Source organism: Streptomyces sp. 840.1, from assembly GCF_003751445.1.
Classification (GTDB): Bacteria; Actinomycetota; Actinomycetes; order Streptomycetales; family Streptomycetaceae; genus Streptomyces.
This window is the reverse complement of record NZ_RJUU01000002.1, coordinates 285,000-308,968: the sequence shown is the minus strand read 5'-3', so window position 1 is coordinate 308,968 and position 23,969 is coordinate 285,000. Positions and strand designations below refer to the sequence as shown.

The 23,969-nt window shown below is 72.6% G+C and carries 23 protein-coding genes; 5 read left to right on the top strand and 18 right to left on the bottom strand.

Going from position 1 to position 23,969, the window contains the following annotated elements:
* The first annotated feature begins 34 nt into the window (after positions 1–34).
* The gene (locus EDD93_RS27660) at positions 35–241 is read left to right on the top strand and encodes a DUF1918 domain-containing protein (RefSeq protein ID WP_123528220.1); all 207 of its coding nucleotides are present in this window, start codon (positions 35–37) and stop codon (positions 239–241) included.
* Between the two features lie 78 nt (positions 242–319).
* Here the strand turns inward: EDD93_RS27660 and EDD93_RS27655 are convergent, their stop codons facing one another.
* Positions 320–1,597 (bottom strand): glycoside hydrolase family 10 protein, encoded by a 1,278-nt coding sequence (locus tag EDD93_RS27655; protein WP_185092547.1) that lies wholly within the window; start codon positions 1,595–1,597, stop codon positions 320–322.
* Between the two features lie 187 nt (positions 1,598–1,784).
* On the opposite strand from EDD93_RS27655, the gene EDD93_RS27650 reads away from it, so the two are divergent.
* Positions 1,785–2,642, top strand: a complete 858-nt coding sequence (locus tag EDD93_RS27650) for a 3-hydroxybutyryl-CoA dehydrogenase (protein ID WP_123528218.1) — start codon at positions 1,785–1,787, stop codon at positions 2,640–2,642.
* 108 nt (positions 2,643–2,750) lie between these two features.
* Here EDD93_RS27650 and EDD93_RS27645 read toward each other — a convergent pair whose 3' ends face one another.
* Together EDD93_RS27645 and EDD93_RS27640 are read right to left on the bottom strand one after the other, a co-directional pair.
* Positions 2,751–3,365: an HAD family phosphatase gene (locus tag EDD93_RS27645; RefSeq protein ID WP_123528217.1), complete on the bottom strand. Its 615-nt coding sequence runs from the start codon at positions 3,363–3,365 to the stop codon at positions 2,751–2,753.
* 2 nt (positions 3,366–3,367) lie between these two features.
* Positions 3,368–4,606 (bottom strand): MFS transporter, encoded by a 1,239-nt coding sequence (locus EDD93_RS27640; RefSeq protein ID WP_260255969.1) that lies wholly within the window; start codon positions 4,604–4,606, stop codon positions 3,368–3,370.
* Between the two features lie 89 nt (positions 4,607–4,695).
* Between EDD93_RS27640 and EDD93_RS27635 the strand changes: the two genes are divergently transcribed.
* A complete protein-coding gene (locus EDD93_RS27635) occupies positions 4,696–5,457 on the top strand; it encodes a DeoR/GlpR family DNA-binding transcription regulator (RefSeq protein ID WP_123528215.1) in 762 nt (253 codons plus the stop codon).
* Between the two features lie 37 nt (positions 5,458–5,494).
* Here the strand turns inward: EDD93_RS27635 and EDD93_RS27630 are convergent, their stop codons facing one another.
* The 11 genes from EDD93_RS27630 to infC form a co-directional block, all read right to left on the bottom strand.
* Complete coding sequence (locus EDD93_RS27630; RefSeq protein WP_123528214.1) at positions 5,495–6,745, bottom strand: MFS transporter; 1,251 nt, start codon at positions 6,743–6,745, stop codon at positions 5,495–5,497.
* A gap of 22 nt (positions 6,746–6,767) precedes the next feature.
* A complete protein-coding gene (locus EDD93_RS27625; RefSeq protein ID WP_123528213.1) occupies positions 6,768–7,757 on the bottom strand; it encodes a LacI family DNA-binding transcriptional regulator in 990 nt (329 codons plus the stop codon).
* A gap of 149 nt (positions 7,758–7,906) precedes the next feature.
* Positions 7,907–8,437: an NUDIX hydrolase gene (locus EDD93_RS27620; protein WP_123528212.1), complete on the bottom strand. Its 531-nt coding sequence runs from the start codon at positions 8,435–8,437 to the stop codon at positions 7,907–7,909.
* A gap of 51 nt (positions 8,438–8,488) precedes the next feature.
* Entirely contained in the window at positions 8,489–9,838 is a 1,350-nt protein-coding gene (locus EDD93_RS27615) for a transcriptional regulator (RefSeq protein ID WP_123528211.1), read from the bottom strand.
* Between the two features lie 421 nt (positions 9,839–10,259).
* A complete protein-coding gene (pheT, locus tag EDD93_RS27610; protein ID WP_123528210.1) occupies positions 10,260–12,770 on the bottom strand; it encodes a phenylalanine--tRNA ligase subunit beta in 2,511 nt (836 codons plus the stop codon).
* Positions 12,770–13,897 (bottom strand): phenylalanine--tRNA ligase subunit alpha, encoded by a 1,128-nt coding sequence (gene pheS, locus EDD93_RS27605; RefSeq protein ID WP_123528209.1) that lies wholly within the window; start codon positions 13,895–13,897, stop codon positions 12,770–12,772. Before pheS ends, pheT begins: the two co-directional genes overlap by 1 nt.
* Positions 13,898–14,054: 157 nt before the next feature.
* Positions 14,055–15,206 carry a PAS domain-containing sensor histidine kinase gene (locus EDD93_RS27600; protein ID WP_123528208.1) on the bottom strand — a complete coding sequence of 384 codons (1,152 nt, stop codon included), beginning with the start codon at positions 15,204–15,206 and terminating at the stop codon, positions 14,055–14,057.
* A 112-nt stretch (positions 15,207–15,318) separates the two neighbouring features.
* Complete coding sequence (locus EDD93_RS27595) at positions 15,319–16,161, bottom strand: RNA methyltransferase (RefSeq protein WP_123528207.1); 843 nt, start codon at positions 16,159–16,161, stop codon at positions 15,319–15,321.
* Between the two features lie 131 nt (positions 16,162–16,292).
* Complete coding sequence (rplT, locus tag EDD93_RS27590; protein WP_073737428.1) at positions 16,293–16,676, bottom strand: 50S ribosomal protein L20; 384 nt, start codon at positions 16,674–16,676, stop codon at positions 16,293–16,295.
* A gap of 107 nt (positions 16,677–16,783) precedes the next feature.
* Positions 16,784–16,978 (bottom strand): 50S ribosomal protein L35, encoded by a 195-nt coding sequence (gene rpmI / locus EDD93_RS27585; protein ID WP_003970213.1) that lies wholly within the window; start codon positions 16,976–16,978, stop codon positions 16,784–16,786.
* Between the two features lie 121 nt (positions 16,979–17,099).
* Positions 17,100–17,810 (bottom strand): translation initiation factor IF-3, encoded by a 711-nt coding sequence (infC, locus tag EDD93_RS27580; RefSeq protein ID WP_221217360.1) that lies wholly within the window; start codon positions 17,808–17,810, stop codon positions 17,100–17,102.
* 341 nt (positions 17,811–18,151) lie between these two features.
* Between infC and EDD93_RS27575 the strand changes: the two genes are divergently transcribed.
* Positions 18,152–18,514, top strand: coding sequence for a DUF1844 domain-containing protein (locus EDD93_RS27575; RefSeq protein WP_123528205.1), 363 nt, complete (start codon positions 18,152–18,154; stop codon positions 18,512–18,514).
* An 87-nt stretch (positions 18,515–18,601) separates the two neighbouring features.
* Here the strand turns inward: EDD93_RS27575 and EDD93_RS27570 are convergent, their stop codons facing one another.
* The 4 genes from EDD93_RS27570 to EDD93_RS27555 all read right to left on the bottom strand — a co-directional run bounded on the left by EDD93_RS27570 (position 18,602) and on the right by EDD93_RS27555 (position 22,211).
* Entirely contained in the window at positions 18,602–19,312 is a 711-nt protein-coding gene (locus tag EDD93_RS27570; RefSeq protein ID WP_123528204.1) for an MIP family channel protein, read from the bottom strand.
* A gap of 83 nt (positions 19,313–19,395) precedes the next feature.
* A complete protein-coding gene (locus EDD93_RS27565) occupies positions 19,396–20,124 on the bottom strand; it encodes an SseB family protein (RefSeq protein WP_123528203.1) in 729 nt (242 codons plus the stop codon).
* Between the two features lie 66 nt (positions 20,125–20,190).
* A complete protein-coding gene (gene mycP / locus EDD93_RS27560) occupies positions 20,191–21,396 on the bottom strand; it encodes a type VII secretion-associated serine protease mycosin (protein WP_123528202.1) in 1,206 nt (401 codons plus the stop codon).
* A 5-nt stretch (positions 21,397–21,401) separates the two neighbouring features.
* Positions 21,402–22,211, bottom strand: coding sequence for a hypothetical protein (locus tag EDD93_RS27555; RefSeq protein WP_123528201.1), 810 nt, complete (start codon positions 22,209–22,211; stop codon positions 21,402–21,404).
* Positions 22,212–22,766: 555 nt separating this feature from the next.
* Between EDD93_RS27555 and EDD93_RS27545 the strand changes: the two genes are divergently transcribed.
* Positions 22,767–23,969: an amino acid deaminase/aldolase gene (locus EDD93_RS27545; RefSeq protein WP_123528199.1), complete on the top strand. Its 1,203-nt coding sequence runs from the start codon at positions 22,767–22,769 to the stop codon at positions 23,967–23,969.

Genomic DNA, 23,969 nt, shown 5'->3' with positions numbered 1-23,969 from the left:
ACATGGACCGCCACCCGTGAGGAGGTCACTCCCGATGGAGGCACACACGGGCGACCGGCTGGTGACGCACGGCAGGACCGTGGGGCAGCACGACCGGGTCGCAGAGATCGTCGAGGTGCTCGGGGACGGGGGCACTCCCCCCTACCGCGTCCGCTTCGACGACGGACATGAACATCTCCTGGCCCCGGGCCCCGACAGCGTCGTCCGGCACGACGAGGCTCCCCGGGCGCCGGGACCCTAGGGAAGCGTCGTCCGGCACGACGAGGCCCCCCGGGCGCCGGGACCCTGGGGCCCCGGCGCCACAAGGCACCCGGCCCGGTCAGCCGGGCGGGCGCACCCGCGAGCGGTAGTGGTCGGCCACCACCCGCTCCATCGCACCGATCCGGTCCGCGACCACCGCCCTCCCCGAGAAGTAGGCGTGGCCGCGGACCTGGTCGTACTTCGCGGCGAGGTCGATGTGCCGGGAGAGCTCCGCCGGGTCCTGCCAGGCCTTGGGCTGGGCCGGGTCGCCCGCCTTGTAGAGCGCCTCTCCGATGAAGAGGTCGACGCCGGTACCCCGTACCACCTCGTTCCACCAGGGCACCAGCACGGCGTAGTCGGCGGCGGTGAGGCCGATGTTCCAGTAGAGCTGGGGGCAGATGTAGTCGATCCAGCCCTTCTTGATCCAGCCTCGGGTGTCGGCGTACAGATCGTCGTAGGTCTGCACCCCCGCCGCGCTCCTGGAGCCGAGCGGGTCGGTCGAGGCGTTGCGCCATACCCCGAAGGGGCTGATGCCGAACCGGACGCCCGGCCTGACCGTCTTGATCCGCCGGGCGGTCTCCTGCACGAGCTTGTCGGTGTTGGAGCGCCGCCAGGCCGCCTTGCTCGCGAAGCCCGCACCGTGCTTCTTGTACGCGGCGTCGTCCGCGAAGGACTGCCCGGCCACCGGGTAGGGGTAGAAGTAGTCGTCCCAGTGGACGGCGTCGATCTCGTAGCGGCGGACCGCGTCCAGCATCGCGTCCTGGACGAAGCTGCGGACCTCTGGCAGGCCCGGGTTGTAGTAGAGCTTCCCGCCGTACGGCAGCGCCCAGTCGGGGTGCACCCGGGCGGGGTGCGTGGCGGCCAGCCGGGAGCGGTCGGTGTGGTTGGCGACCCGGTACGGGTTGAACCAGGCGTGCAGCTCCAGGCCTCGGCTGTGCGCCTCCCGCACCGCGGTCCCCAGCGGGTCCCAGCCGGGGTCCTTGCCCTGGACGCCGGTGAGGCACTTGGCCCACGGCTCGTACGAGGAGGGCCACAGCGCGTCGGCGGACGGGCGGACCTGGAGGATCACGGCGTTCAGCCGGCGGTCGACGGCCTCGTCGAGGTAGGCCATCAGCTCGGCCTCCTGCGCGGCGGCGGAGAGCCCCGGTTTCGAGGGCCAGTCGAGGTTGTCGACCGTCCCCACCCACATCCCTCGCAGCTCACGCCGCGGCGTGTCGCGGGGCGCGCCCGCCTCCTCCGCACGCCGCTCGCCCGGCGGGTCCGCGGCCGCCTGGGCGGCCACCGAGCCCGAGGCCACCACCGCTGCCGCCGCCCCGGCCGCACCGGCCACAAAGCTCCTTCTGGCGATTTGCCGCATTTCTTCGCACCTGCCGTCTCTCTGTCCTCGTCCGGCCCCCGGAAACACCGGCCGGGGCCGCGCGTGCGCGCCCCGGCCTGCGATCCCGTGCGGGGCGCGGAGTAACGTCGTGGGGTCGAGGCGGAGCCCGGAACCGAACGGATGCCGCCGCACGGAGAACAGTGAAAGGCACGAGGTGACGGACTCTATGGCGGACATCGCACGCGTCGGAGTGGTCGGCTGCGGCCAGATGGGCGCAGGCATCGCGGAGGTGTGTGCCCGCAGCGGCCTCGATGTCAGAGTGGCCGAGACCACCGGCGAGGCGCTGGAGATCGGTCGCACCCGGCTCTACAACTCCCTCTCCAAGGCCGCCGAGCGCGGCAAGATCACCGAGGAGGAGCGCGACGAGACCCTCGGCCGCCTCAGCTTCACCACCGACCTCGGCGAGTTCGCGGACCGCGATCTCGTCATCGAGGCCGTCGTGGAGAACGAACAGGTCAAGACCGAGATCTTCCAGGTGCTGGACCAGGTGGTGACCCGGCAGGACGCGATCCTGGCCTCCAACACCTCCTCGATCCCGCTGGTGAAGCTGGCCGTCGCGACCTCGCGCCCCGACCGGGTCATCGGCATCCACTTCTTCAACCCGGCCCCGGTGCAGAAGCTCGTCGAGCTGATCCCCGCGCTGACCACGTCCGACGAGACGGTCAAGCGCGCCGAGGCCGTGGTGCAGGACATACTCGGCAAGCACCCGATCCGCGCCCAGGACAGGTCCGGCTTCGTCGTCAACGCGCTGCTGATTCCGTACCTCCTCTCCGCGATCCGGATGTTCGAGTCGGGCATCGCCAGCCGCGAGGACATCGACAACGGCATGGAGATGGGCTGCGCCCACCCGATGGGCCCGCTCAAGCTCGCCGACCTGATCGGCCTGGACACCGTGGCCTCGGTCGCCGACTCGATGTACGCCGAGTACAAGGAGCCGCTGTACGCCGCTCCCCCGCTGCTCCAGCGGATGGTGGACGCGGGCCGGCTCGGCCGGAAGACCGGCTCGGGGTTCTACCCGTACTGACCGTCCTGGCGACAGGCCCGGCGCCAGGACGCCGGGCCCGTCGGGGGCGGGTCGGCCGCAGTGTGCGGGCGAGTGTGACGGCCGCGAATGATGCCGTGCCCGACCGGATCACCTGCGGCGCAACCAGGCGCCGATGGCTCGCGCCGACTCGTCGCGATCAGTGAAGACGTGCCCGTTCAGGCCGACGGCCCGCGCGGCGCGCACGTTCTCCTCGCGGTCGTCGACGAAGAGGAAGTCCGCCGGCGCGGCCCGCATGGCCACGACGCAGTGCCGGAAAGCCGCCGGATCCGGCTTCGCCGCTCCGATCCTGCCGGAGAAGGCGACGTGATCCAGCTCGTGGAGCCAGGGCTGCGCGGCGAGGAAGGCCTCCGCGTGGTCCGCGGGGATGTTGGACAGCAGGGCGACCTCGGCGACGCCGCGCAGGGACCGGACGTAGGCGACCATCCGGGGGTCGACGCGTGACCAGCTGTCGATGTCGATGAGGCGCAGCTCCTCGATCGTGGCGGCGTCGACGGGCCGGGACAGCCAGCGCAGTACGGCGGTCCAGTACGCGGTCGCGGACCAGCCGGCGTCGTAGGGCCGGCGGCAGGCCCAGTAGGCCGTGGTGAAGGCGCCGGTGGATGCGTGGCAGCGGGCGGCCATCTTCTTCAGGGAGCCCGGACGTTGGTGGCGGGCGATGACTCCGAACAGGTCGAAGAGCACGATGCGCCGGTCGCTGGTCATGGTTACCGGTCCCCCCGTGCCCCGAGGGGACCGTCGCCGGTTGTCGCCGGCTCGCTCGTCCGGCCGGAGCCGGTGCGCAGGGCCACGGCTGCCACGGAAGTGATCGCAGACAGCAGCGCGAGCAGCAGGAAGGCGTGGTTCAGGGGCACGAGATGGGTCAGCCAGCCGATGACGGCCGGCCCTGCGAGCATGCCGACGTAGCCGAGCCCGGCGACGCGCGAGACGTTGGTCCCCGCGGCTGACGAATCAGCGTGGCCGGCCGCGCTGAACAGCTGCGGGACACAGCCGGACAGCCCGAGGCCGAAGAGCGCCCAGCCGGCGAACGCGGCCCACATCCACGGAGCCAGGGCCACGACCGATATGCCCACGGCGGCCAGGGCCGCGCCGTAGCGCAGGATCGCCAGGGACCCGAACCGCCCGACGAGCCGGTCGGCGCACAGCCGGCCGATGGTCATGGTCGCGGCGAAGGTGCCGTACGCGAAGGCGGCCGTGCTCGCGGACGCGCCCAGGATGTCCTTCAGGTGCAACGCGCTCCAGTCGTTCGCGGCTCCCTCGCACAGCATGACCATGAGCGCGAGGGCGGCGAGGGCCCAGATACGGCTGCCGGCAGGCCGGCGCTCGGCGGCCGGCGCGCGCTCGTCCTTCTCCGTGCCGCCTGCGCCGGTATCCGTGCCGGGCCGGGGTGCGGCCGGCAGCAGGGCGCGTACCGGTACCAGGGCGATCACGATGCCCAGGACCCCCACGACAGCCATGCTCGCGACGGGCTCCAGGCCGGCGCTCGCCGCGGCCGCCCCGACGAGCGCGGCGAGGACGCCGCCGACCGAGAACGTGGCGTGGAAGGCCGACATGACCGGACGGCCGTACGCCTTCTCCACGTGCACGGCGTGGGCGTTCATGCTCACGTCCAGGCAGCCGTTGCAGAAGCCGAAGACCAGCAGGGCACCCGCCAGCGTCCACGGCTCCTGAGCGAGGCCGGGCAGCACCAGGGTCGCGCTGCACAGCACGCCGGCCGCGGGGATGACCGTGCGCGCCCCGAGACGGTCGGTCAGTCGCCCGGCCAGTTGCATACCGGCGAACGCCCCGAGCCCCAGCAGCACCAGCAGCCCGCCGAGCGTCGCGTGACTGATGCCTACGCGCTCCTCGATGGCCGGGATGTGCACCACCCAGGCCCCCATCAACGTGCCGCAGAGGATGAAGTAGACGAAGGTCGCCGAACGGGCGAGACGAAGCGAATGACTCATGAAACCCACCGTACCGAACATTCCGAGTGATTGAAAACGGCGTTTCCAATCATGAGACATGTTCGTTCGATGTGGTGTTCAATCGAGCCATGAGCAACGCAGAGCGGCACAGGGTGATCGCGCAGACCGTCAGGGAGTCGAGCAGGAGCACTGTTCAGGAGCTCGCCGAACTGACCGGTGCCTCCGAGATGACCATTCGGCGCGACCTCGACACGCTGGCCGCCCAAGGAGTCCTCGAACGGGTCCGCGGCGGGGCCCGCACCCTGCTGCTCCGCGGCGAGGAGCCGCCCTTCGCGCTCCGTGCCCACGAGGCCGTCGACGCCAAGCGCCGCATCGCGGCCGAGGTCGCCTCGCTCGTCGCCGACGGCGAGACCGTCCTCCTCGACAGCGGCACCACCTGCGTGGAGGTCGCCCACCTGCTGCGCCGCCGGCCCGTCACCGTGATGCCCCTGTCGTTGCAGGCGGTCCACGTGTTCGGCGAGAACCCGGGTCCGGCCACCCTGATGGTGCCCGGCGGGCAGCCCCGGTCCGCCGAGGGCGCACTCACCGGACCGCTCACTCTCGCGTCCCTGGCGGCGCTGCGCTTCGACACGGCCGTCATCGGCTGCTGCGGTCTGAGCGCCGCCGAAGGCCTGACCGCCTACGACCTCGACGACGCCGCCGTGAAGAAGGCCGGCATCGCGTCGGCCCGCCGCATCATCGTCGCCGCCGACGGCAGCAAGCTCGGCCACACCGCCTACGCCCACGTCGGCCCCGTCACGCTCCTGCACACCCTCGTCACCGACGCTTCGGCGGCATCCGCCGAGGTCACCGCGCTCCAGGACGCGGGCACCCTCGTGCGCACCGTCTGAGGACCGGCCCCCGCGCGGGGAGGGCCATGACCGGTGGTCAGTCCGTCGCCTTGCCGCCGGCCATCCAGGCCAGGCCGGCCACGGCGAGGCACCCGAGTGCGGCCGGGATGACGAACGTGTGGGGCAGTCCGATGGCGGCCGATCCGATGCCTCCGGCGACGCCGCCCAGGGCGGACGCCAGAGCGGTGGAGCTGAGGAAGATCGCGGAGGCCGTGGCGACGGCTGCCGGCAGGAGGCGCTGAGCCATGGTGATGCCGAGGGCGGCGAAGACCCCCCATACGCCGCCCATGAGGATCTGGCCGGCGAACAGGCCGGCGGCGGTCCCGGTGGTGGCGAAGCAGACGTTGGCGGCGACACCCAGGGCCGCGGCGACGGCCATCAGCCGCATCATCCCGGTCCGGCGGGCGAGGACCACGGCCAGTGGCATCAGGATGATCTCGACGAGCGGCTGGATACCGATGATCGCGCCGCTGAGTCCGGACGGGAAGCCCAGCTGTTCGTTCATGTAGAGGGGCAGGTAGGCGTACTTGACCGGCTCCCCGGCATAGACGAGCACGTAGAGCGCGGTGAAGGCGAGCAGCGGCAGCATCGCTCGCGCGGCGGGGCGTTGAGCACGTGACCTCGGTACGTGTCCGGCCACGGGTGGCACAACCGGTGTGCGCAGGGCGCCGAGCGGGACGATCTGAGCCAGGGTGCAGACCGCCGTGGCCAGGAACATGGTGCGCGGGGAGGTCTGGGCGGCCAGGAACGAGCCGGCGGCCGGACCGATCACCCAGCCACCGGTCAGTGCCATCCGTACGACGGCGACGACCGCGTCACCGTTCCCGTCCGGGTGTGCCGTCGTCCGGTCGTGGATCGCGGCGAAGAGCTGCGAGGTGGCGGCGCCGGCGAAGCCGAGCACGAGGGCACTGATGACGTAGGGCATCCACAGCCGGGTCGACAGCCCGATGCCCATCCAGCCGAGGAATCCGGCGACCGCGCAGACGCGGAAGAGGCCCAGGCGCCCGCCGACGCGGTCCGAGCGGGCGCCGACGAGGTAGCCGGCCACCGGCGCCGTCAGGCTGGTGAGGTAGAAGAACCCGGCCTCGGTCAGCGAGGCGCCGAGGTCGTTGACCAGGTACGAGGCTATCTGCGGAGTGGCTGCCGAGGCCCCCAGCCCGGACAGGAAGAGGGCGACGGTGGCGCCTCGGTACAGCGGGGACGCGCGTACGAGTCGCAGCACCGATGTACGCACCACCGGGTCGTCCGCCGCCGGTCCCGTGGCCCTGGGCCGGTCGTTCACTGACATCGCTGTCGTTCTCCTGTTGTTCTCAGGCCCGGGTGCTCCGGCGGGTGACGAGTTCGACCGGAAAGTACTGCCGGTGCCCACGGACCGGGCTGCCGTCCAGGAGAAGCCGGATCGCGGCCGCGGCCATCTCCTCGACGGGCAGCCGCATCGTGGTCAGCGGCGGATTGGCGCAGACGGCGGCGATGCTGTCGTCGAAGCCGATGACGCTGACGTCCTCGGGAACGCGTCGGCCGGTGGCGGTGATCGCCTGAACGGCTCCGGCCGCCATGAGGTCGCAGGCGACGAACATCGCGTCGATGCCTGGATCCCGTTCGAGCAGCCGCGACGCGGTGGCGTAGCCGCCTTCACGGCAGAAGTCGCCGTCGGCGTCCAGTACGGGCAGGCCCAGGTCCTCGGCGGCGCGCAGGTACCCGAGACGCCGGTCCGCGGCGCAGGGGTTGCCGGCGGGGCCGTGGACGGCGGCGATCCGGCGGCGGCCGAGCCGGTGAAGTTCGCCGACCGCGGCGTACGCACCACCGGTGTTGTCCGCCTCCATGCCCGGCACGGAGGCGGCCGTCGGCACCATCGACACCACCCGGCGGCACCGTCGGTGGAACCGCCTCGCCACCGCCGGGCCGGCATCGGCGAGCACCACCCCGAGCGTCGCGTTCGCGGCGATCTCCTCGATGTCGCCCGCACCCGGCTCGCTGCCCATCGCATGCAGACGCAGCTGCGCGTCCGCTTCTTCGAGCACGGGCATCATGCCGGCCAGGACCCGGCTGAAGTACGGATGGGTGCCGAGCCGGCCGGCCCCGGAGGACACGGCGATCACGTCGACGGCCCGCCTGCGGCCGGACGCCAGGGCTCGGGCGCTCTCGTTGGGCCGGTAGCCCAGCTCGGCGACGGCCGCGCGAACCCGGGCGCGTACGGGATCCGACGCACCCGGGACGTCGTTGACGACCCGGGAAGCCGTCGACCTGGACACACCGGCCGCGAGCGCGACGTCATTGATCGTGGGTCTGAACCCGGTCATCGCTGTCCACACCCTCCACCGCCGTGCGTTCGATTCCTCGCAACAGTCCGGACCATAGGCCTGGGAGCGCTCTCAGGCCTAACGCCGTGCTTCCGGCCCGTTCACCCGGTGCGAGGGCCGGCGGGCCCCCGCACCGGTGCGGGCGGGGTTCAGCCCAGCCGTAAGTGGTGCAGCATCATCAGCCCGGCCGCCATGCCGGCGGCCGGCACCTCGCCTCGGGCGATCATGTCGGGCACCAGCTTGAGCGGTATCCACTCGCGTCGCGAGGACTCGAAGGCGTCGCAGGGCTCGCCGGTCCACTCGGCCCGCTCGCCCCAGTAGAAGTGGTGCCGGGCGTCGGTGAGCCCGTTGGACGGCTCCACGGTCAGCAGCGGGCGCAGCGGCCCGGGACGCCAGCCGGTCTCCTCCTCCATCTCCCGGGCGGCGGCATCGGCGATCCCCTCACCGTCCTCGACGACACCGGCGGCGAGTTCCCAGCCCCAGCTGTCGGTGATGAACCGGTGCCGCCAGAGCAGCAGCACCTCGTTCGCCGCGTTGACGACGGTGGCCGCGGCGACGGGACGGAGCCGGATGACGTAGTGGTCGAGGTGATCGCCGTCCGGGAGAACGACATCCGCCAGATTGACCCGGAACCAGCGATTCTCATACACAGTTTGTTCGTTCAAGTTCGTCCACTGCACAGTTCTGCCACCTTCTGACTAGTAGGTGGCCATATCGCAGCAGACCCGTGCTCACAGCGGTACGCGCAGCGAACCGTCGATGAGCTCTGCGGCCCGTTCCGCTTCCGTGCTGCCGCTCGCGACCAGGCACTCGCGCACCGACCGCAGCCGGTCGCGCAGCCGCTGCGACTCCATCCCCCTGGCCCGTTCCGCCATCTCGGCCGCCGTGACCGCCGCCCGGTCCGCCTCGCCCTGCCGCAGCTCGATCGTGGTCAGCATGGCCAGGCGGTGCACCCTGCCCCGGTCGTGCGCGGGCGTACGCACCGCGGCCACCGCGTGCTCCCTGGCCGACGACAGGTCCCCGAGGCTCAGCAGCGCCTCCGCCACCTGGACGTTGACCAGGCCTGGCTGGACGTACCCCGTCTCGTCCGGCTCCTGGCCCGGCCGGATGCGCTCGGCCTCCGACTCGGCGCACCGGATGGACCTCAGGGCGTTGCCGCCGTCGCCGAGATGCGCGTACGCCTTGGCCTGCATCGCGTGCAGGTCGGCGGCGAGCGCGGGGGTGATGTCGCGTCCGGCGGCCCGCAGCGCCGCCTCGGCGAAGGCGACGGACTGCCGGTAGTCGGCCAGGAACAGCGACTGGTTGACCAGCAGCGCGATCACGTATCCGCCGAGCCCCCGGTCCCCGCTCGCCTTGGCCAGCCGCAGCGCCTGGTGGAAGTAGCGCTGGGCGAGCCCGTGCGCGTCGGAGTCGTAGGCGCAGATGCCCGCGACGGCGACAAGGCCGCCCGTGGCCCGGTGCAGCTGACGTCCCATCGCGTCGCTGTAGCCGCCGCGCAGCAGCGGGGCGGTCTCGGCGTTGAGGAAGCCGACGATGCGCGAACGCGTCGCGATGCCGCCCGCCCTGCGGTACATCAGTTCGTAGTGGGCGCGGGCGGCGCGCAGCGTCGCTATGTCGGCCATGCCGACCCGGATCGGCCCGGTACGTGACACGTCCGCGTCCTCCGGCGGGTTCTCCCACTCCCACACGGGCATCACCGCAATCGTCCCGGTGACGGCGGGGGCCGCGACGACGTGCGGGCGCTGCTGTTCGTCGGAGCGCCACAGCGCGGTGGCCCGTTCGACGAACCCGGTGAGCGAACAGCCCTGCGCGGGAGGGCTGCCGCCGTGGCCCGCCATGCCGATGTCGTCGAGGGAGAGCGCCCTGCTCAGACGGGTGCCGAGCACCTCGCAGATCAGGTCGGGCACCTGGCCGCGCGGGCGCTGGCCCTTCAGCCAGCGGGCGACGGCGGTGTGTTCGTACCGCAGGGACAGGCCCCGGTCCCGGCCGGCCCGGTTGACGTGCGCGGCGAGCCCGGCCCGGGAGACACCCGCCTCGTCGATCAGAGCCTCTAGCAGAGTGTTGGGCTCCCTTGCCCCCATTGCCCCCTCCGGTGGGTCGGCACGCCAGGACGTGTCGCCCCAGTGGAGCACGATTCACACGGGGTGTGAACGGAATGCCCGAACCGTCCCGCTGCGCACTCTGTTGCGGGGGTCGGCGAATGGCTTGACTGGATCCCTCGCAAGAGGCGGCCGGGTCGTCTGCTCCCCCTCGTACAGCATGACGACCCGCACCCGCGCCGTCCGCTCTGCCGACCTGCCCGACACTCCGCGGCAGCGCGGACGGCGCCGGATCGCACGACCCACTGCCCACTGATCGGAGGGTGGCTGCGGGGTCGGCCGGGCGCCGGGTTCCCCCGGACCCGGTCAGGGCTCGCGTGCGGTCCCCCGCCTCCGGGCGAGCACACAGGAGGGGCGTGTCCGGTGGCCGGACACGCCCCTCCTCAGCTGTGTGCCGGAGCCGTCAGGCGCCGCGCAGCACCGCGCCGGTGCGCTCGGCGGCCAGCGCGACCGCGGCGTCCCTGGCGGCGGTGGCCTCGTCGACGGTCAGCGTGCGGTCCGCGGCACGGAACCGCAGGGCGTACGCCAGGGACTTGCGGCCCCCGCCGATCTGCTCACCCGTGAAGACGTCGAACAGCCGCAGCGATTCGAGGAGTTCACCCGCGCCCTCGCGCAGCGCCCGCTCCACGTCGGCTGCGGGCACGTCCTGCTCCACGACCAGGGCGACGTCCTGGGTCGCCACCGGGAAGGTGGAGATCCTGGGTGCCTGGAGGGCGCCGTCCACGGCCCGCTCCAGGACGTCGAGCTCGACCTCCATGGCGCAGGTGCGCTCGGGCAGGTGGAGCTCCTTGATGACGCGCGGGTGCAGCTCACCGGCGTGCCCGAAGAGGGTCTCCTCGCCGTCGACCGTCACGTACAGCGCGGCGCAGCGGCCCGGGTGCCACGGCGCGTGCTGCTCGGCGCGGACCGTGACGTCGACACCGGCCTCACGGGCGACGGTGCGGGCGGCCTCGACGGAGTCCGCCCAGTCGGCCGGGCGGCCCCTGCCCCACCAGCCGGCCTGCTCGCGGGCGCCCGCGAGGACGACCGCGGCGCGGCGCGGCTGACGCGGGAGCGCCGCGTTGAGCGAGGCGATCTCCTCGTCGGTGGGGCGCCGGTCGACCGGCAGCCGGACGGGCTTGGTCTCCTGGCCGGTCGGCCTGAAGACGAGACCGGTCTCGAACAGCGCCAGGTCGTGGCTGCCCCGGCCGTCGTTGCGCCGCAGTGCGCCGAGGAGGCCCGGCAGCAGCGTGGTGCGCAGCGAGGGCTCCTCGTCGGAGAGCGGGTTGACGAGCCTGACCGTGCGGCGGCGGTCGTCGTCCGCGTCGAGGCCGAGCTGGTCGAGGACGGCCTCGCCGGTGAACGGGTAGTTCAGCGCCTCGACGTAGCCGGCCCCGGCGAGCGCCCGGCCGATGCGGCGGTGCAGCCGCTGGCGGTCGGTGAGCCCCCGGCCGGAGGGCGGCGTGGGGAGGGTGGACGGGAGGTTCTCGTAGCCCTCCAGCCGGATGACCTCTTCGGCCAGGTCGTTCGGCTCGTTCAGGTCGGGCCGCCAGGACGGCGCCGTGACGAGCAGCTCGTCCTGTCCGTAGACGTCGCAGCCGACCTCCTGGAGGCGGCGTACGACGGTCTCGCGGCCGTAGGCGACACCGGCGACCCGGTCGGGGTGGTCGGCCGGCATCGTGATGGTGCGCGGGCCGGACGGGGCGGTCACCTCGGTGACGCCCGCCTCGGCCGTACCGCCGGCGAGCAGCACCAGCAGGTCGACGGTGCGCTGGGCGGCAGCGGCGGCGGCCTGCGGGTCGACGCCGCGCTCGAAGCGCTTGGACGCCTCGGAGGACAGCTTGTGGCGGCGCGCGGTGCGGGCGATCGAGATCGCGTCGAAGTGCGCGGCCTCGATGACGACCTCGGTGGTGCGGGTCTCCTCGTCGGCGTCCGCGATCTCCGTGTTGGCCCCGCCCATGACACCGGCCAGGCCGATCGGCCCCCGGTTGTCGGTGATGACCAGGTCGGCCGCGTCCAGGACGCGGACGGTGCCGTCGAGGGTGGTGAGCTTCTCGCCCCGCTCGGCGCGGCGCACCCCGATCGGACCGTCGATCCGGGTCCGGTCGTAGGCGTGCAGCGGCTGGCCGAGTTCGAGCATCACGTAGTTGGTAACGTCGACCGCGAGCGAGATCGGCCGCATCCCGGCCTTCTGGAGCCGGCGCTGCAGCCAGATCGGGGAGCGGGCCTCGGGCTGCAGGCCCACCACGGTGCGCGCGGTGAAGCGGGAGCAGCCGATCGGGTCCGCGACCCGGACCGGGTAGCCGTACGCGTTCGGCGCGGGCACGTCCAGGAGCGCCGGGTCGCGCAGCGGCAGGCCGTAGGCGATGGCGGTCTCACGGGCGACGCCGCGCATCGAGAGGCAGTAGCCGCGGTCGGGCGTGACGGCGATGTCGAGGACCTCGTCGACGAGCTGGAGCAGCTCGATCGCGTCGGTACCGACCTCGTGCTCCGGCGGCAGCACGATGATGCCGCCGCTGCCGTCGTCGCCCATGCCCAGCTCGTCGCCGGAGCAGATCATGCCGTGCGAGGTCTTGCCGTACGTCTTGCGTGCGGCGATCGCGAAGTCGCCGGGCAGCACTGCGCCGGGCAGGACCACGACGACCTTGTCGCCGACGGCGAAGTTACGGGCGCCGCAGACGATCTCCTGCGGCTCGCCGGTGCCGTTGGCGGTGCCGACGTCCACCGTGCAGAAGCGGATGGGCTTCTTGAAGCCCTCCAGCTCCTCGATGGTGAGCACCTTTCCGACGACCAGCGGGCCCTTGAGGCCGGCGCCGATCTGCTCGACCGTCTCGACCTCCAGGCCGACGGCGACGAGCTTGGCCTGTACGTCACGGCCGGTCTCGGTGGCAGGCAGGTCGACGTACTCCCGCAGCCAGGAAAGCGGGACGCGCATCAGATCTCCATCCCGAAGGGCCGGGTGAACCGGACGTCGCCTTCGACCATGTCTCGCATGTCTTCTACGTTGTGGCGGAACATCAGCATCCGCTCGATGCCGAACCCGAAGGCGAATCCGCTGTACTTCTGGGGGTCGACGCCGCAGGCGATGAGCACCTTGGGGTTGACCATGCCGCAGCCGCCGAGCTCGATCCAGCCCTCGCTGCCGCAGGTGCGGCAGGGGCGGTCCGGGTTGCCGACGGACTCGCCACGGCAGACGTAGCAGACCATGTCCATCTCGGCGGACGGCTCGGTGAACGGGAAGAAGTTCGGCCGCAGCCGGGTCTTCATGTCCGGGCCGAAGAGCGCCTGGACCATGTGGTCGAGGGTGCCCTTCAGGTCGGCCATGGTGAGGCCCTCGTCGACGGCGAGCAGTTCGATCTGGTGGAAGACCGGGGTGTGCGTCGCGTCCAGCTCGTCGGTCCGGTAGACCCGGCCGGGGCAGACGACGTAGACGGGGGGCTCGCGGTCGAGCAGCGTGCGGGCCTGCACCGGCGAGGTGTGGGTGCGCAGCACGACACCGGACTCGTCGTTCTTCGCGCCGTCGGCGCCCTCGACGAAGAAGGTGTCCTGCATCTGCCGGGCCGGGTGGTCGGGCACGAAGTTCAGGGCGTCGAAGTTGAACCACTCGGCCTCGGCCTCGGGGCCCTCGGCGATCTCGTAGCCCATGGCCACGAAGACGTCCGCGACGCGCTCCATGATCGTCGTGAGCGGGTGGCGGGCGCCGGCCGGGGTGCGGTCGTAGGGCAGCGTGACGTCCACCGCCTCCTCGACCAGGACCCGGGCGTCGCGCTCGGCCTCCAGCTCCGTCTGGCGGGCCGCGAGGGCCCTGCCCACGGCGGCGCGGGCCTGGCCCACGCGCTTGCCGGCCTCGGCCTTCGCCTGCGGCGGCAGCGCGCCGATCTCGCGGTTGGCGAGTGACAGGGGCGAGGTACCACCGGTGTGCGCGGTCTTCGCCTGGGCGAGCGCGTCGAGGCCGCCCGCGGCGGCGAAGGCGGCGAACGCCTCGTCCCGGATGCGCTCGATCTCTTCCGGTTTCAGTGCCTCGACCTCGACTGGGTCGTACGACTTGTTCGGTGCCGACATCTCTTCCCGTACTTCCGATTGGCTGGTACTGCGCTTACCGGGGGATACCCCCGGGCCTCCGTGGCCCCGCTCGACGCCTGGAGGACACAAAGGTGCCAATGGTCGAGTCTAAGGGTCACAGGATGTATGGGGCGCCCGTGGTCCGCCGAGGCCGCTTCTACCGCATGTAGGCCGGCGTGCTCACGGGCAGGATAAATCGGAACTCGGCGCCGCCCCCCGGGCCCCGGCCGACCGTGATCGTGCCGCCGTGGGCTTCGACGATGCCCTTGACGATGTAGAGGCCCAGGCCCGTGCCGCCGCGCTTGCTGCCCCGCCAGAAGCGGGTGAAGACGCGGCCCATCGACTCCTCGGGGATGCCGGTGCCTTCGTCGCTCACGGTGACGGCCGTTCCCTTCTCGTCGCTCTTGGCCGGTGCGGGTGCCACCTCGATGGTGACGGTTCCCTCGCCGTGGCGCACCGCGTTTTCCAGCAGGTTGCCGAGGACCTGGTCGACCTTGTCCGGATCGGCCCAGACGGCGGGCAGCGGCTGGCAGGTGCGGACGAGGAACCGGTCGGGTGCCTGGCCGTTCGCGGTGAGTGCCTGGATGTGGCGCTCCACGGCTGCCGAGAGGTCCACGGGCTGGCGGCGCAGCTCCAGCCGCCCCGAGTCGATCCGGGAGATGTCGAGCAGTTCCGTGATGAGCCGGGTGACGCGGTTGGCGTCCGCGTAGACGGTCTCCAGCATCAGCCGCTTCTGGTCGTCGGTGAACCGCTCCCACTTGGCCAGCAGCGTGGCGGTGAAGCCCTTGACGGAGGTCAGCGGCGAGCGCAGTTCGTGGGCGACGGTGGCGATCAGCTCGGCGTGGCTGCGCTCGGTGCGGCGGCGGGCCTCGGTGCCGCGCAGGCTGATCACAAGGCGGCGGACGGGCCCGGTGGGGCTCTCGCGCACGTAGCGGGCGGAGACGAGGACCTCGCGGCCGCCGGGCAGCAGCAGATTCCGCTCGGGCTGGCCGACCCGGGTGGCGAGGCCGCCGTACGGGTCGGTCAGCTCCCACCAGCGGCGGCCCTTGAGGTCCTCCAGCGGCAGCGCGTGCTCCAGCGGGCGGCCGAGGGCGGCGGCCCGGGGTACGGCGGTGATCCGGGCGGCGGCGGCGTTGAAGCAGATCACCCGGCCGGTCTCGTCCGCGATGACGAGCCCGTCGGGAAGGTCGTCGGGATCCAGCAGGGGGCCACCGGGTGCGGCGTCCGCGCCGGGTGCCCCGTCCGGGGCCGCTCCGGCGCGCGCGACGGGCGCGTGTGTCGCCTGCGGTCCGCTCATGCCGACAGCCATATTCCCGTACCCCACCTCTCGAACCGGTGCAGTGGGCCCCCGAGTTCGTCACCCTACTAGTCGTCGGTGACGGAGCGACACCCTGCGTCGCCTTGAGTGGTGTCCGGGTGGGTCAGCGGGTGGTGCGGGGCGGGCGCTGGGCGCGCGCGGAGGCGTACAGGCAGACCGCGGCGGCGGTGGCGAGGTTGAGGCTCTCCGCCTTGCCGTGGATCGGCACCCGCACGACCGCGTCGGCCAGGGCCCGGGTCTCCTCCGGCAGGCCCCAGGCCTCGTTGCCGAAGACCCAGGCGGTGGGGCCGCCCATCGTGCCCGCGTCCAGTTCGTCGTCGAGGTCGTCCTCGCCCGCGCCGTCGGCGGCCAGGATCCGCGATCCCGCGTCCCGCAGCCCCTGCACGGCCCGCTCGACGGGCACCCCGACGGCGACCGGCAGGTGGAAGAGCGAACCGACCGACGCGCGCACGGACTTGGGGTTGTAGAGGTCGACCGAGGCGTCGGTGAGGACGACCGCGTCGGCGCCCGCCGCGTCGGCGCAGCGCAGCACCGTGCCGGCGTTCCCGGGGTCCCGGACGTTCGCCAGGACAGCGACCAGCCTGGGCCGCCCGGCGAGGACCGACTCGAAGGGCGAGTCGAGGAAGCGGCAGACGCCGATCAGCCCCTGCGGGGTCACGGTCTGCGACACATCGGCGAGGACCTCGCTGTCGGCCAGGTGCACCCGGGCGCCCGCCGCGAGGGCGGCCTCGATGATCGGCTCGTACCGCTCGGCGGCCTCGACGGTGGCGAACAGCTCCACGAGGGTCGCCTCGCCGTCACCGCCCCGGTGCCCCGCGGCCTCGCGCACGGCCTGCGGTCCCTCGGCGATGAACCTGCGCTCCTTGCCGCGGAAGTTGCGCCTGGCCAGCCGTCGGGCGGCGGCGACCCGTGGCGATCGCGGGGAGATCAGTTCGGGGGTGCCCATGATCGGCGGCGAGCCTCTCTGCGTACGAAGGTGCGGGTCGTGACAGGTGGTGACTGGGGGTGCAACGCACCGGACCCGCAGACGGCGAGCGCCTGCGGGTCCGGCTCAATACCAGGAAGTGCGGCCCTGAATCAGGCGGCCTTCGGGGCGTTGACGTCGCTCGGGAGGGCCTTCTGGGCCACCTCGACGAGGGTCGCGAACGCGTTGGCGTCGTTCACCGCGAGCTCGGCCAGGATCTTGCGGTCCACCTCGATGTTGGCGGCCTTCAGACCCTGGATGAGGCGGTTGTACGTCATGCCGTTCTGGCGGGCAGCGGCGTTGATGCGCTGGATCCACAGCTGACGGAAGTCGCCCTTGCGCTTCTTGCGGTCGTTGTAGTTGTAGACCAGGGAGTGGGTGACCTGCTCCTTGGCCTTGCGGTACAGGCGCGAGCGCTGACCGCGGTAACCGCTGGCGGCCTCGAGAATTGCCCGGCGCTTCTTGTGGGCGTTGACTGCCCGCTTGACGCGTGCCACTTGTTAACTCCTTGTAGCGGGGCCGTGGTCGTACTCACACGGCCCGGAAACGAATTGGTCCCGGTCGGATCGAGGGCGCGCCCCCGGCTTCACCGGGGGCGACGGCCTCACTTGCCGAGAAGCTTCTTGATCTTCTTGGCGTCGGCCGGAGCCACGACGACCGTGCCGGTCAGCGAGCGGGTCTTCTTGGACGACTTGTGCTCGAGAAGGTGGCGCTTGCCGGCCCTCTCGCGGAGCACCTTGCCGGAGCCGGTGATCTTGAAGCGCTTGCTGGCACCGCTGTGCGTCTTGTTCTTCGGCATCGCGCCGTTCTCTCCTCGTCAGTGGCGCCCCTCCCGGTGCGGGCACCGGGCAGCAGGGGCGTCAGATCTTGGTGGGATTCCGGGGGGACCCGGGGGGCGCCTGGATGGCGGCCCCCGCAGGTCACGCCTCGGAGGGTGTCTCGGCCGGAGCCTCGGAGGACGCCTCGGCCGGAGCCTCGGCAGCCTCGTCCTCGGACTCGGCGTCCGGGTTGTACCCCTGACGCTCCGCCTTGCGGGCGGCCTGGGCCTCGCGGGCCTCGGCCATGGCTTCGGTCTTCTTCTTGTGCGGGCCAAGAACCATGATCATGTTCCGGCCGTCCTGCTTCGGGTTGGACTCGATGAAGCCGAGTTCCTCCACGTCCGAAGCGAGACGCTGGAGCAGTCGGAAGCCCAGCTCCGGGCGGGACTGCTCACGACCACGGAACATGATCGTGATCTTGACCTTGTCGCCCTGCTTGAGGAACCGGACGACGTGACCCTTCTTGGTGTCATAGTCGTGCGGGTCGATCTTCGGCCGGAGCTTCATCTCCTTGATGACCGTGTGCGCCTGGTTCTTGCGCGCCTCACGGGCCTTCATGGCCGACTCGTACTTGAACTTCCCGTAGTCCATGAGCTTGCACACGGGCGGACGGGCGGTAGCCGCCACCTCGACCAGGTCGAGGTCGTACTCCTGTGCAAGTTCCAGGGCCTTGGCAAGCGGGACAATCCCGACCTGCTCGCCGCTGGGACCGACAAGTCGCACCTCGGGTACGCGAATCCGGTCGTTGATGCGGGGCTCGGCGCTGATGGATCCTCCTCGGTAGCACCACGCGGCCGCCTGGCGGACAGCCACGTAACGTCTGTTTCGACAGACCAACCGTTACGTGGGCAAGAAAAATGCCCCGGACGGGACACAGGCGGGGCTCCTGGAAAACCGGAACACCGCCGCGTTCAACCGCGGGGCGCATCGGGCGGCTCCATCGTCCGTACGGAACGATGGGCGCCACCTGACCGGTGACCCGCCGTCCTGGGGACGGTCAGGTGGGAGATCGGAGCCTCCACTTGTGGGCCGGGCACATAGATGCCCAGCCGGTCGTTACACAAGGTTAGCAGCTCGGCCGGGCGTGCGCTAACCGCCCGCCGCAGGCACTCCCGCAGAGGGACCGGGCCCGGCGTGGGCCTATCGTATGGGGCATGAGCGACGCGACCCCCACCACTGACTCCCCCGGCTTCGACGAAATGGCCCGCGACATCGCGGAGGTGCCGGCGGTCGAGGTGATCGTGACGGTCGCGGTCAACCTGATGAGCGCCGCCGCCGTGAAGCTCGGACTGACCGAGGACGGCGACGAGCACAAGGACCTCGACGAGGCCCGCAAGCTGATCCACGCGCTGGCCGGCCTGCTGGACGCCAGCACCACCGAGATCAGCTCCTTCCACGCGGCTCCGCTGCGCGACGGCCTGAAGTCGCTCCAGCTGGCCTTCCGCGAGGCCTCGCTGGTACCGGACGAGCCGGGCCAGGGCCCCGGCGAGAAGTACACCGGACCGGTCTTCGGCTGAGCCGGACGCCCTCCCGCCCTTTCCCGCTCCTTACGACCGTGAGCCCCTGCCCTTCCTTCCGGGCGGGGGCTCATCGCGTGCGGACGGTCAGGCCCGGTCGAGGTCGAGTTCGGGCCGGGGCTGGACCGGGTGGGTCAGCTTGATCGCGAACGCCGCGATCACCCCGCCGATCAGCGGCGCCACCAGGAACAGCCACAGCTGGGAGAGCGCCGGGCCCCCGGCGAACAGGGCCGGGCCCAGGCTGCGCGCCGGGTTGACCGAGGTGCCGGTGAGCGGGATGCCGACCAGGTGGATCACCGCGAGCGCGACGCCGATGGCCAGTCCGTCGAAGCCGATGACCGCGACCTTGTGGGTCACCGCCAGCACGACGAAGACCAGCAGGAACGTCAGCATCACCTCGGCCAGGAACGCGCCGCCGAGATTGATGTGCACGTCGGAGCGGTCACCGTAGCCGTTGCTGCCGAACTTCCCGTGGGTCTTCAGTCCCGGCACCTGCTTGGCCAGCAGGAACAGCAGGGCCGCGCCGGCGATGCCGCCGAGCAGCTGCGCGATCCAGTACGTCACCGCGGTCCGTACGTCGATCCGCCGGGCCACCAGCATCCCGATCGTCACCGCGGGGTTGAGATGACAGCCGGATGTCGGGCCGAAGGCGTAGGCCAGCGCCATGAGGACGAAGCCGAAGGAGAGCGCGATTCCGACGGTCCCGATGTACTGGACACCGAGTACCGCTGATCCGACGGCGAAGAAGACCAGCAGGAGCGTGCCCAGGAACTCCGATGCTGCCGTACGCGTCCGCATACAACCACCTCGCGAAGAACGGTTGATTTCTCCGCAATTCTCCGACTCCGGGCGCCTTCGCGCGCGTTGGGCCGGTGGGGTGATCAGCGTGTGAACAGGGCGTCACCCGGTGCGTTCGCGTCGGCCGGGAGCAGCGCGAGGTCCAGGCCGCGCACCAGCCGGGCGCGCAGCACCTCGCTGGCCGCCAGCGACCGCGCGACCCGGCCCGCCGCCTCGGCGGGGTCGGCGTCCGCCGCCAGCACCAGGGCGAGGGTGCCGTCGGCGCGGCCCGGACCGAGGTGGGCGCGGAGCACCGCGGGTTCGGCGGCCACCGCGTCGCGCACCGCGGAGGTGACGGCGGGGTCGTCCAGCGGATCGGCGCTGGCGCGGCCCTCCGCGAGGGCCAGCAGGGCGGAGCCGGTCACCTCGAAGGCCACCGGGCCCGCGAGGTCGAGCACCAGGGTGTCCGCCTTCTCGTGCACGGCTGCCTGGAGCGCCTGGTGCACGGGTACGGCGACGGGGCGGGCCTGCGGGTCCCAGCGGGCCAGCGAGGCGGTGGAGGTGAAGGCGGGCAGGGCGCGGCGGTCACCGGCCTGGAGGGTGGGGACGGCCATGTCGCTCGTCTTCTCCCGGCGCAGCCCGTTCTCGTCCTCCTCCACCTCACCGAGCACGGCCACCACGGGGACCAGCAGCCGGGCCCCCCTGAGGGCTTCGAGCACCGGGCCGACGGCCTCGCGGTTCTCGGCCCAGCCGGCCAGTGCCGAGGTCAGGGCGGGGTCGGCCGTGCCGTCGTCGTCGGAGTATCCGGGGTCCGGAATGTTCTTCTGCGCCACAGGGCGAGCGTAGTGCCTGGCCGTCGCCGTCCCTCCGACAGGTCGGACCCGGCCGGTTCCCGGCTGTCAGCGGCGCGGGAACAGCGGCCGGCCGTTGCGGCCGCGCCACAGCACCACGGCCAGTGCGAGCAGGAGAGCGCCGAGGCCGCCCGCGACCGGGGCCAGCCAGCCGGCCGGGCCGCCGTCCCCCCGGGGCGCGGCGGGGCCGGACCCGAAGTACTTCTCGCGGTAGCCCGCCGCGGTGGAGTCCGGGCGCAGACCGGCCGGACGGAGCTTGCCGCCCGCCTCGATCGCCGCTGCCGGGTCGACCATGCCGTAGCCCCGGGAGTCGTCCCGGCCGCCCGAGGGGGAGCTGCGGGCGGTGTCCGTGAGGAGCTGCTTGATCTGGGCGGGCGTGAGACCGGGGTGGGCGGCACGGACCAGCGCGACCGCCCCGGAGACGAAGGCCGAGGCCGCCGAGGTGCCCCACTCCACGTAGTACTGCCGGTCGGGGGCGGGGACGACGATGTCGACGCCGGGTGCGCTCACGGCGGCGTACCAGCGGCGGGTGGAGAACGCGGCGTGGGTGCCGTACCGGTCGACCGCGGCGACCGCGATCACTCCCGGGTAGGCGGCGGGATAGGAGATGTGGTCGCCCTTCTCGCCCCCGTTGCCGGACGACGCGACCAGGACCGCGCCCTTCTTCAGCGCGTACTGGACGGCCGCGTCCTCGCCTGGCTCCGGGTGGGCCGACTCGCTGTCGTCGCCCAGGGAGAGGTTGATGACGTCGGCGCCGTGGTCGGCGGCCCAGCGGATGCCGTCCGCGAGCGCCGTGCCCCGGGACTTGCGGGCCTTGGCCCGGTCCGGGTCGCCGGCCTCCAGGATGACCCGGACCGGGAGGATCTTCGCCTGCGGTGCGATGCCGAGCACCCCGTCGGCGTCGTCCGGCCCGTGACCCCGGCCCGCGATGATCCCGGCCATCGCGGTGCCGTGCCGGGCCCAGGACCGGTCGCCCCGTTCGGCGCCGAAGCCGATCATGTCCTTGCCGGGCAGCACCTGGCCCGCCAGGTCGGGCAGGCTGCCGTCCACCCCGGTGTCGACGACGGCGACGGTGATGCCCTTGCCGCGTGTGGTCTGCCAGGCCCGGTCGGTGTGGAGTGCGTCCAGGCCCCACTGCTGGGCCCTGATGGTGTCGGCCCGTGCCGGTGCCGCGGGCAGCAGCGCGAGCGCGGTGGCGGCGCAGACCGCGCCGACGGCACGGCGCCGGCGGGCGCGGCGGGTCGCTCCGGGCACTGGGCTCACTCCGGCTTCTCCGTGAGGTCGGTGACGGTCCCGCGCAGCCCGCGTTCGACCAGGTCGGCCAGCCCCTTGGCCTCGTGGCCGAGCCCGGCCTGGGCGGCCGCCGTCGTGGCGTGTGCCGCCATGGCCTTGGCGGCGGGCTGCGGCACGGGGACCGTGCGTCCGTCGGCGAAACCGGAGACCGCGAACACCACGACGGGCACCTCGGTCAGGACGTGCACGCTCCAGCTGGCGCGCTGCTTGTCGCCGAACCCGGCGGCCGGGGTGCCCTTTACGGGGTACGCGCGGGGCATCAGGTCGGTGCGTCCGTCCAGGTGCTGATCGGTGAACCGGGTGTTCAGCGCGCGCATGGCGTCGGTGTCGCCCTCGGTGAAGACCAGCCCGACGGTGGTCACGCTGCTGGACGTCGCGTCCGTGTACGTGGCGCGCAGCAGCCGGGCGCAGCCGGCCGGGCGGAGCGTCTTGAGCAGCAGCGGGTCCAGCGCGCTCGTGCAGCCGCTGTCCGGGGCGACGGCGAGCCTGGTCCAGACCCGGTCGGAGCCGCCGGGCCCGGCGCCGTCCCCCTTGAGGGTGCGCGGGAAGAGGGTGTCCACGGGCACGCTGTGCCAGGCGGCGCGGCCCACGGTGTAGGTGCTGTGGGCCGCCGGGTCGGCCGAGGAGTCGCTGATCAGCCAGCTGCCGGTGGCCGCGCCGCCGATCAGGCCGAGCCCGAGCACGACGCAGACGGCGGCGGCCGCGGTCCTGAAGGGGCTCCGGCTCCGCACCGGGCGGAGCCTGGTGGTGGTCTCGGCGGGTGTCTCGGCCGGCATGAAGTGGTACGGCGGCCGGTGGGCGGGCGGCGCCGAGGGGCCGTCGGGCCACCCGGGCGGTACGCCGAGGGCCACCGCGCCGACCGGGCGGCGCCGGGTCGCCGCGGGCGGCGTCGCGGGGCGCGGCGGGACGGCCGGGGCGGCGGGGGGTACTGCCGGACGCGGCGGGGCCGGGGGCACGGGCCGGAGCCGGGCGGTCGACTCCACGGCGAGCGGCTCGGGACGGGGTGCCTTCGCGGGGGCCGGCCCTGCGGCGGGGCCTGCCGGTGCGGAGGGCTCGGATTCGGCGGGGCCGGTCGGTGTGGATGGCCGGCCGGCCGGCGGAGCGGCCGGGCGTGGCGGGACGGGAGCGCGCTGCGCCTCGGTACTCATCAGCCCCCCTGGTCCCGTCCGTACCGCACGCGGATCGCCGCCACAGGCAGGCTCGTTGCGCGCCGCGTGCCCGTCACTCTACGGGCTGCGGCGCCCCTGATGGGAGCGGGCCGCCGGTCGCCGGACCGATCTGCGCAGATCATCCCCCTACCCAGCGGTACAGGTGTCTGGCAAGCTGCGGCCATGACTGCCCGCGCCGCTGACCGGACCCGCTACAACCGGGCCACCGCACATCTCGATGCCCCGATCGCCGTCGTCGATCTGGAGGCGTTCGACGCCAACGCCGACGACCTGGTACGCCGTGCGGCCGGGAAGCCGGTCCGGGTGGCGAGCAAGTCGGTGCGCTGCCGTGCCCTGCTGGAGCGGGTGCTCGCCCGGCCCGGCTTCGCCGGGATCATGTCGTTCACGCTGGCCGAGTCGCTGTGGCTGGCGCGGGCCGGGTTCGACGACGTGCTGCTCGCCTATCCCTCGGCCGACCGGCCGGCGTTCGCGGAACTCGCATCGGACCCGAAGCTGGCCGCCGCCGTGACGGTGATGGTGGACGACCACGCGCAGTTGGAGCTCATCGACGCGGCACGCGCCGGGGGCACCGAGGAGATCCGGGTCTGCCTGGAGCTGGACATCTCGCTGCGGATGCTCGGCGGCCGGGTCAGGATCGGGGCGCTGCGCTCACCGCTGCGCTCCCCCGCCCAACTGGCCGAGCTGGCCCGGTCCGTGGCCCGTCGGCCCGGTTTCCGGCTGGTGGGCCTCATGGCGTACGAGGGCCATATCGCCGGGGTCGGCGACTCGGTCGCGGGTCGGCCGCTGCGGTCCCGGGCGATCCGGCTGATGCAGGCCTCCGCCCGCCGTGAACTGGCGGTCCGCCGGGCCGAGGTGGTGCGGGCGGTACGGGCGGTGGCGCCGGATCTGGAGTTCGTGAACGGCGGTGGCACCGGAAGCGTGCAGCACACCGCCGCGGAGCACGCGGTGACGGAGATCGCGGCCGGTTCCGGGCTCTACGTGCCCCGGCTGTTCGACAACTACACCTCGTTCACGGCCCGTCCGGCGGCCCTGTTCGCCCAGCCGGTGGTGCGGCGGCCCGGGGTGGGCGTGGTGACGGTGCTCGGTGGCGGCTATCCGGCGTCGGGTGCGGCCGGGCCGGACCGGCTGCCGGTCCCGTACCTGCCGGAGGGGCTCCGCTACGACCCGCAGGAGGGGCCGGGTGAGGTGCAGACCCCGTTGCTCGGCGCCCCGGCCGACGATCTGCTGATCGGTGACAAGGTGTGGTTCCGGCATGCGAAGGCCGGTGAACTGTGCGAGCGGTTCGACGAGTTGCAGCTGATCGAGGGCGACCGGGTCACGGCGACCGTGCCGACGTACCGGGGCGAGGGCCGCACCTTCCTCTGA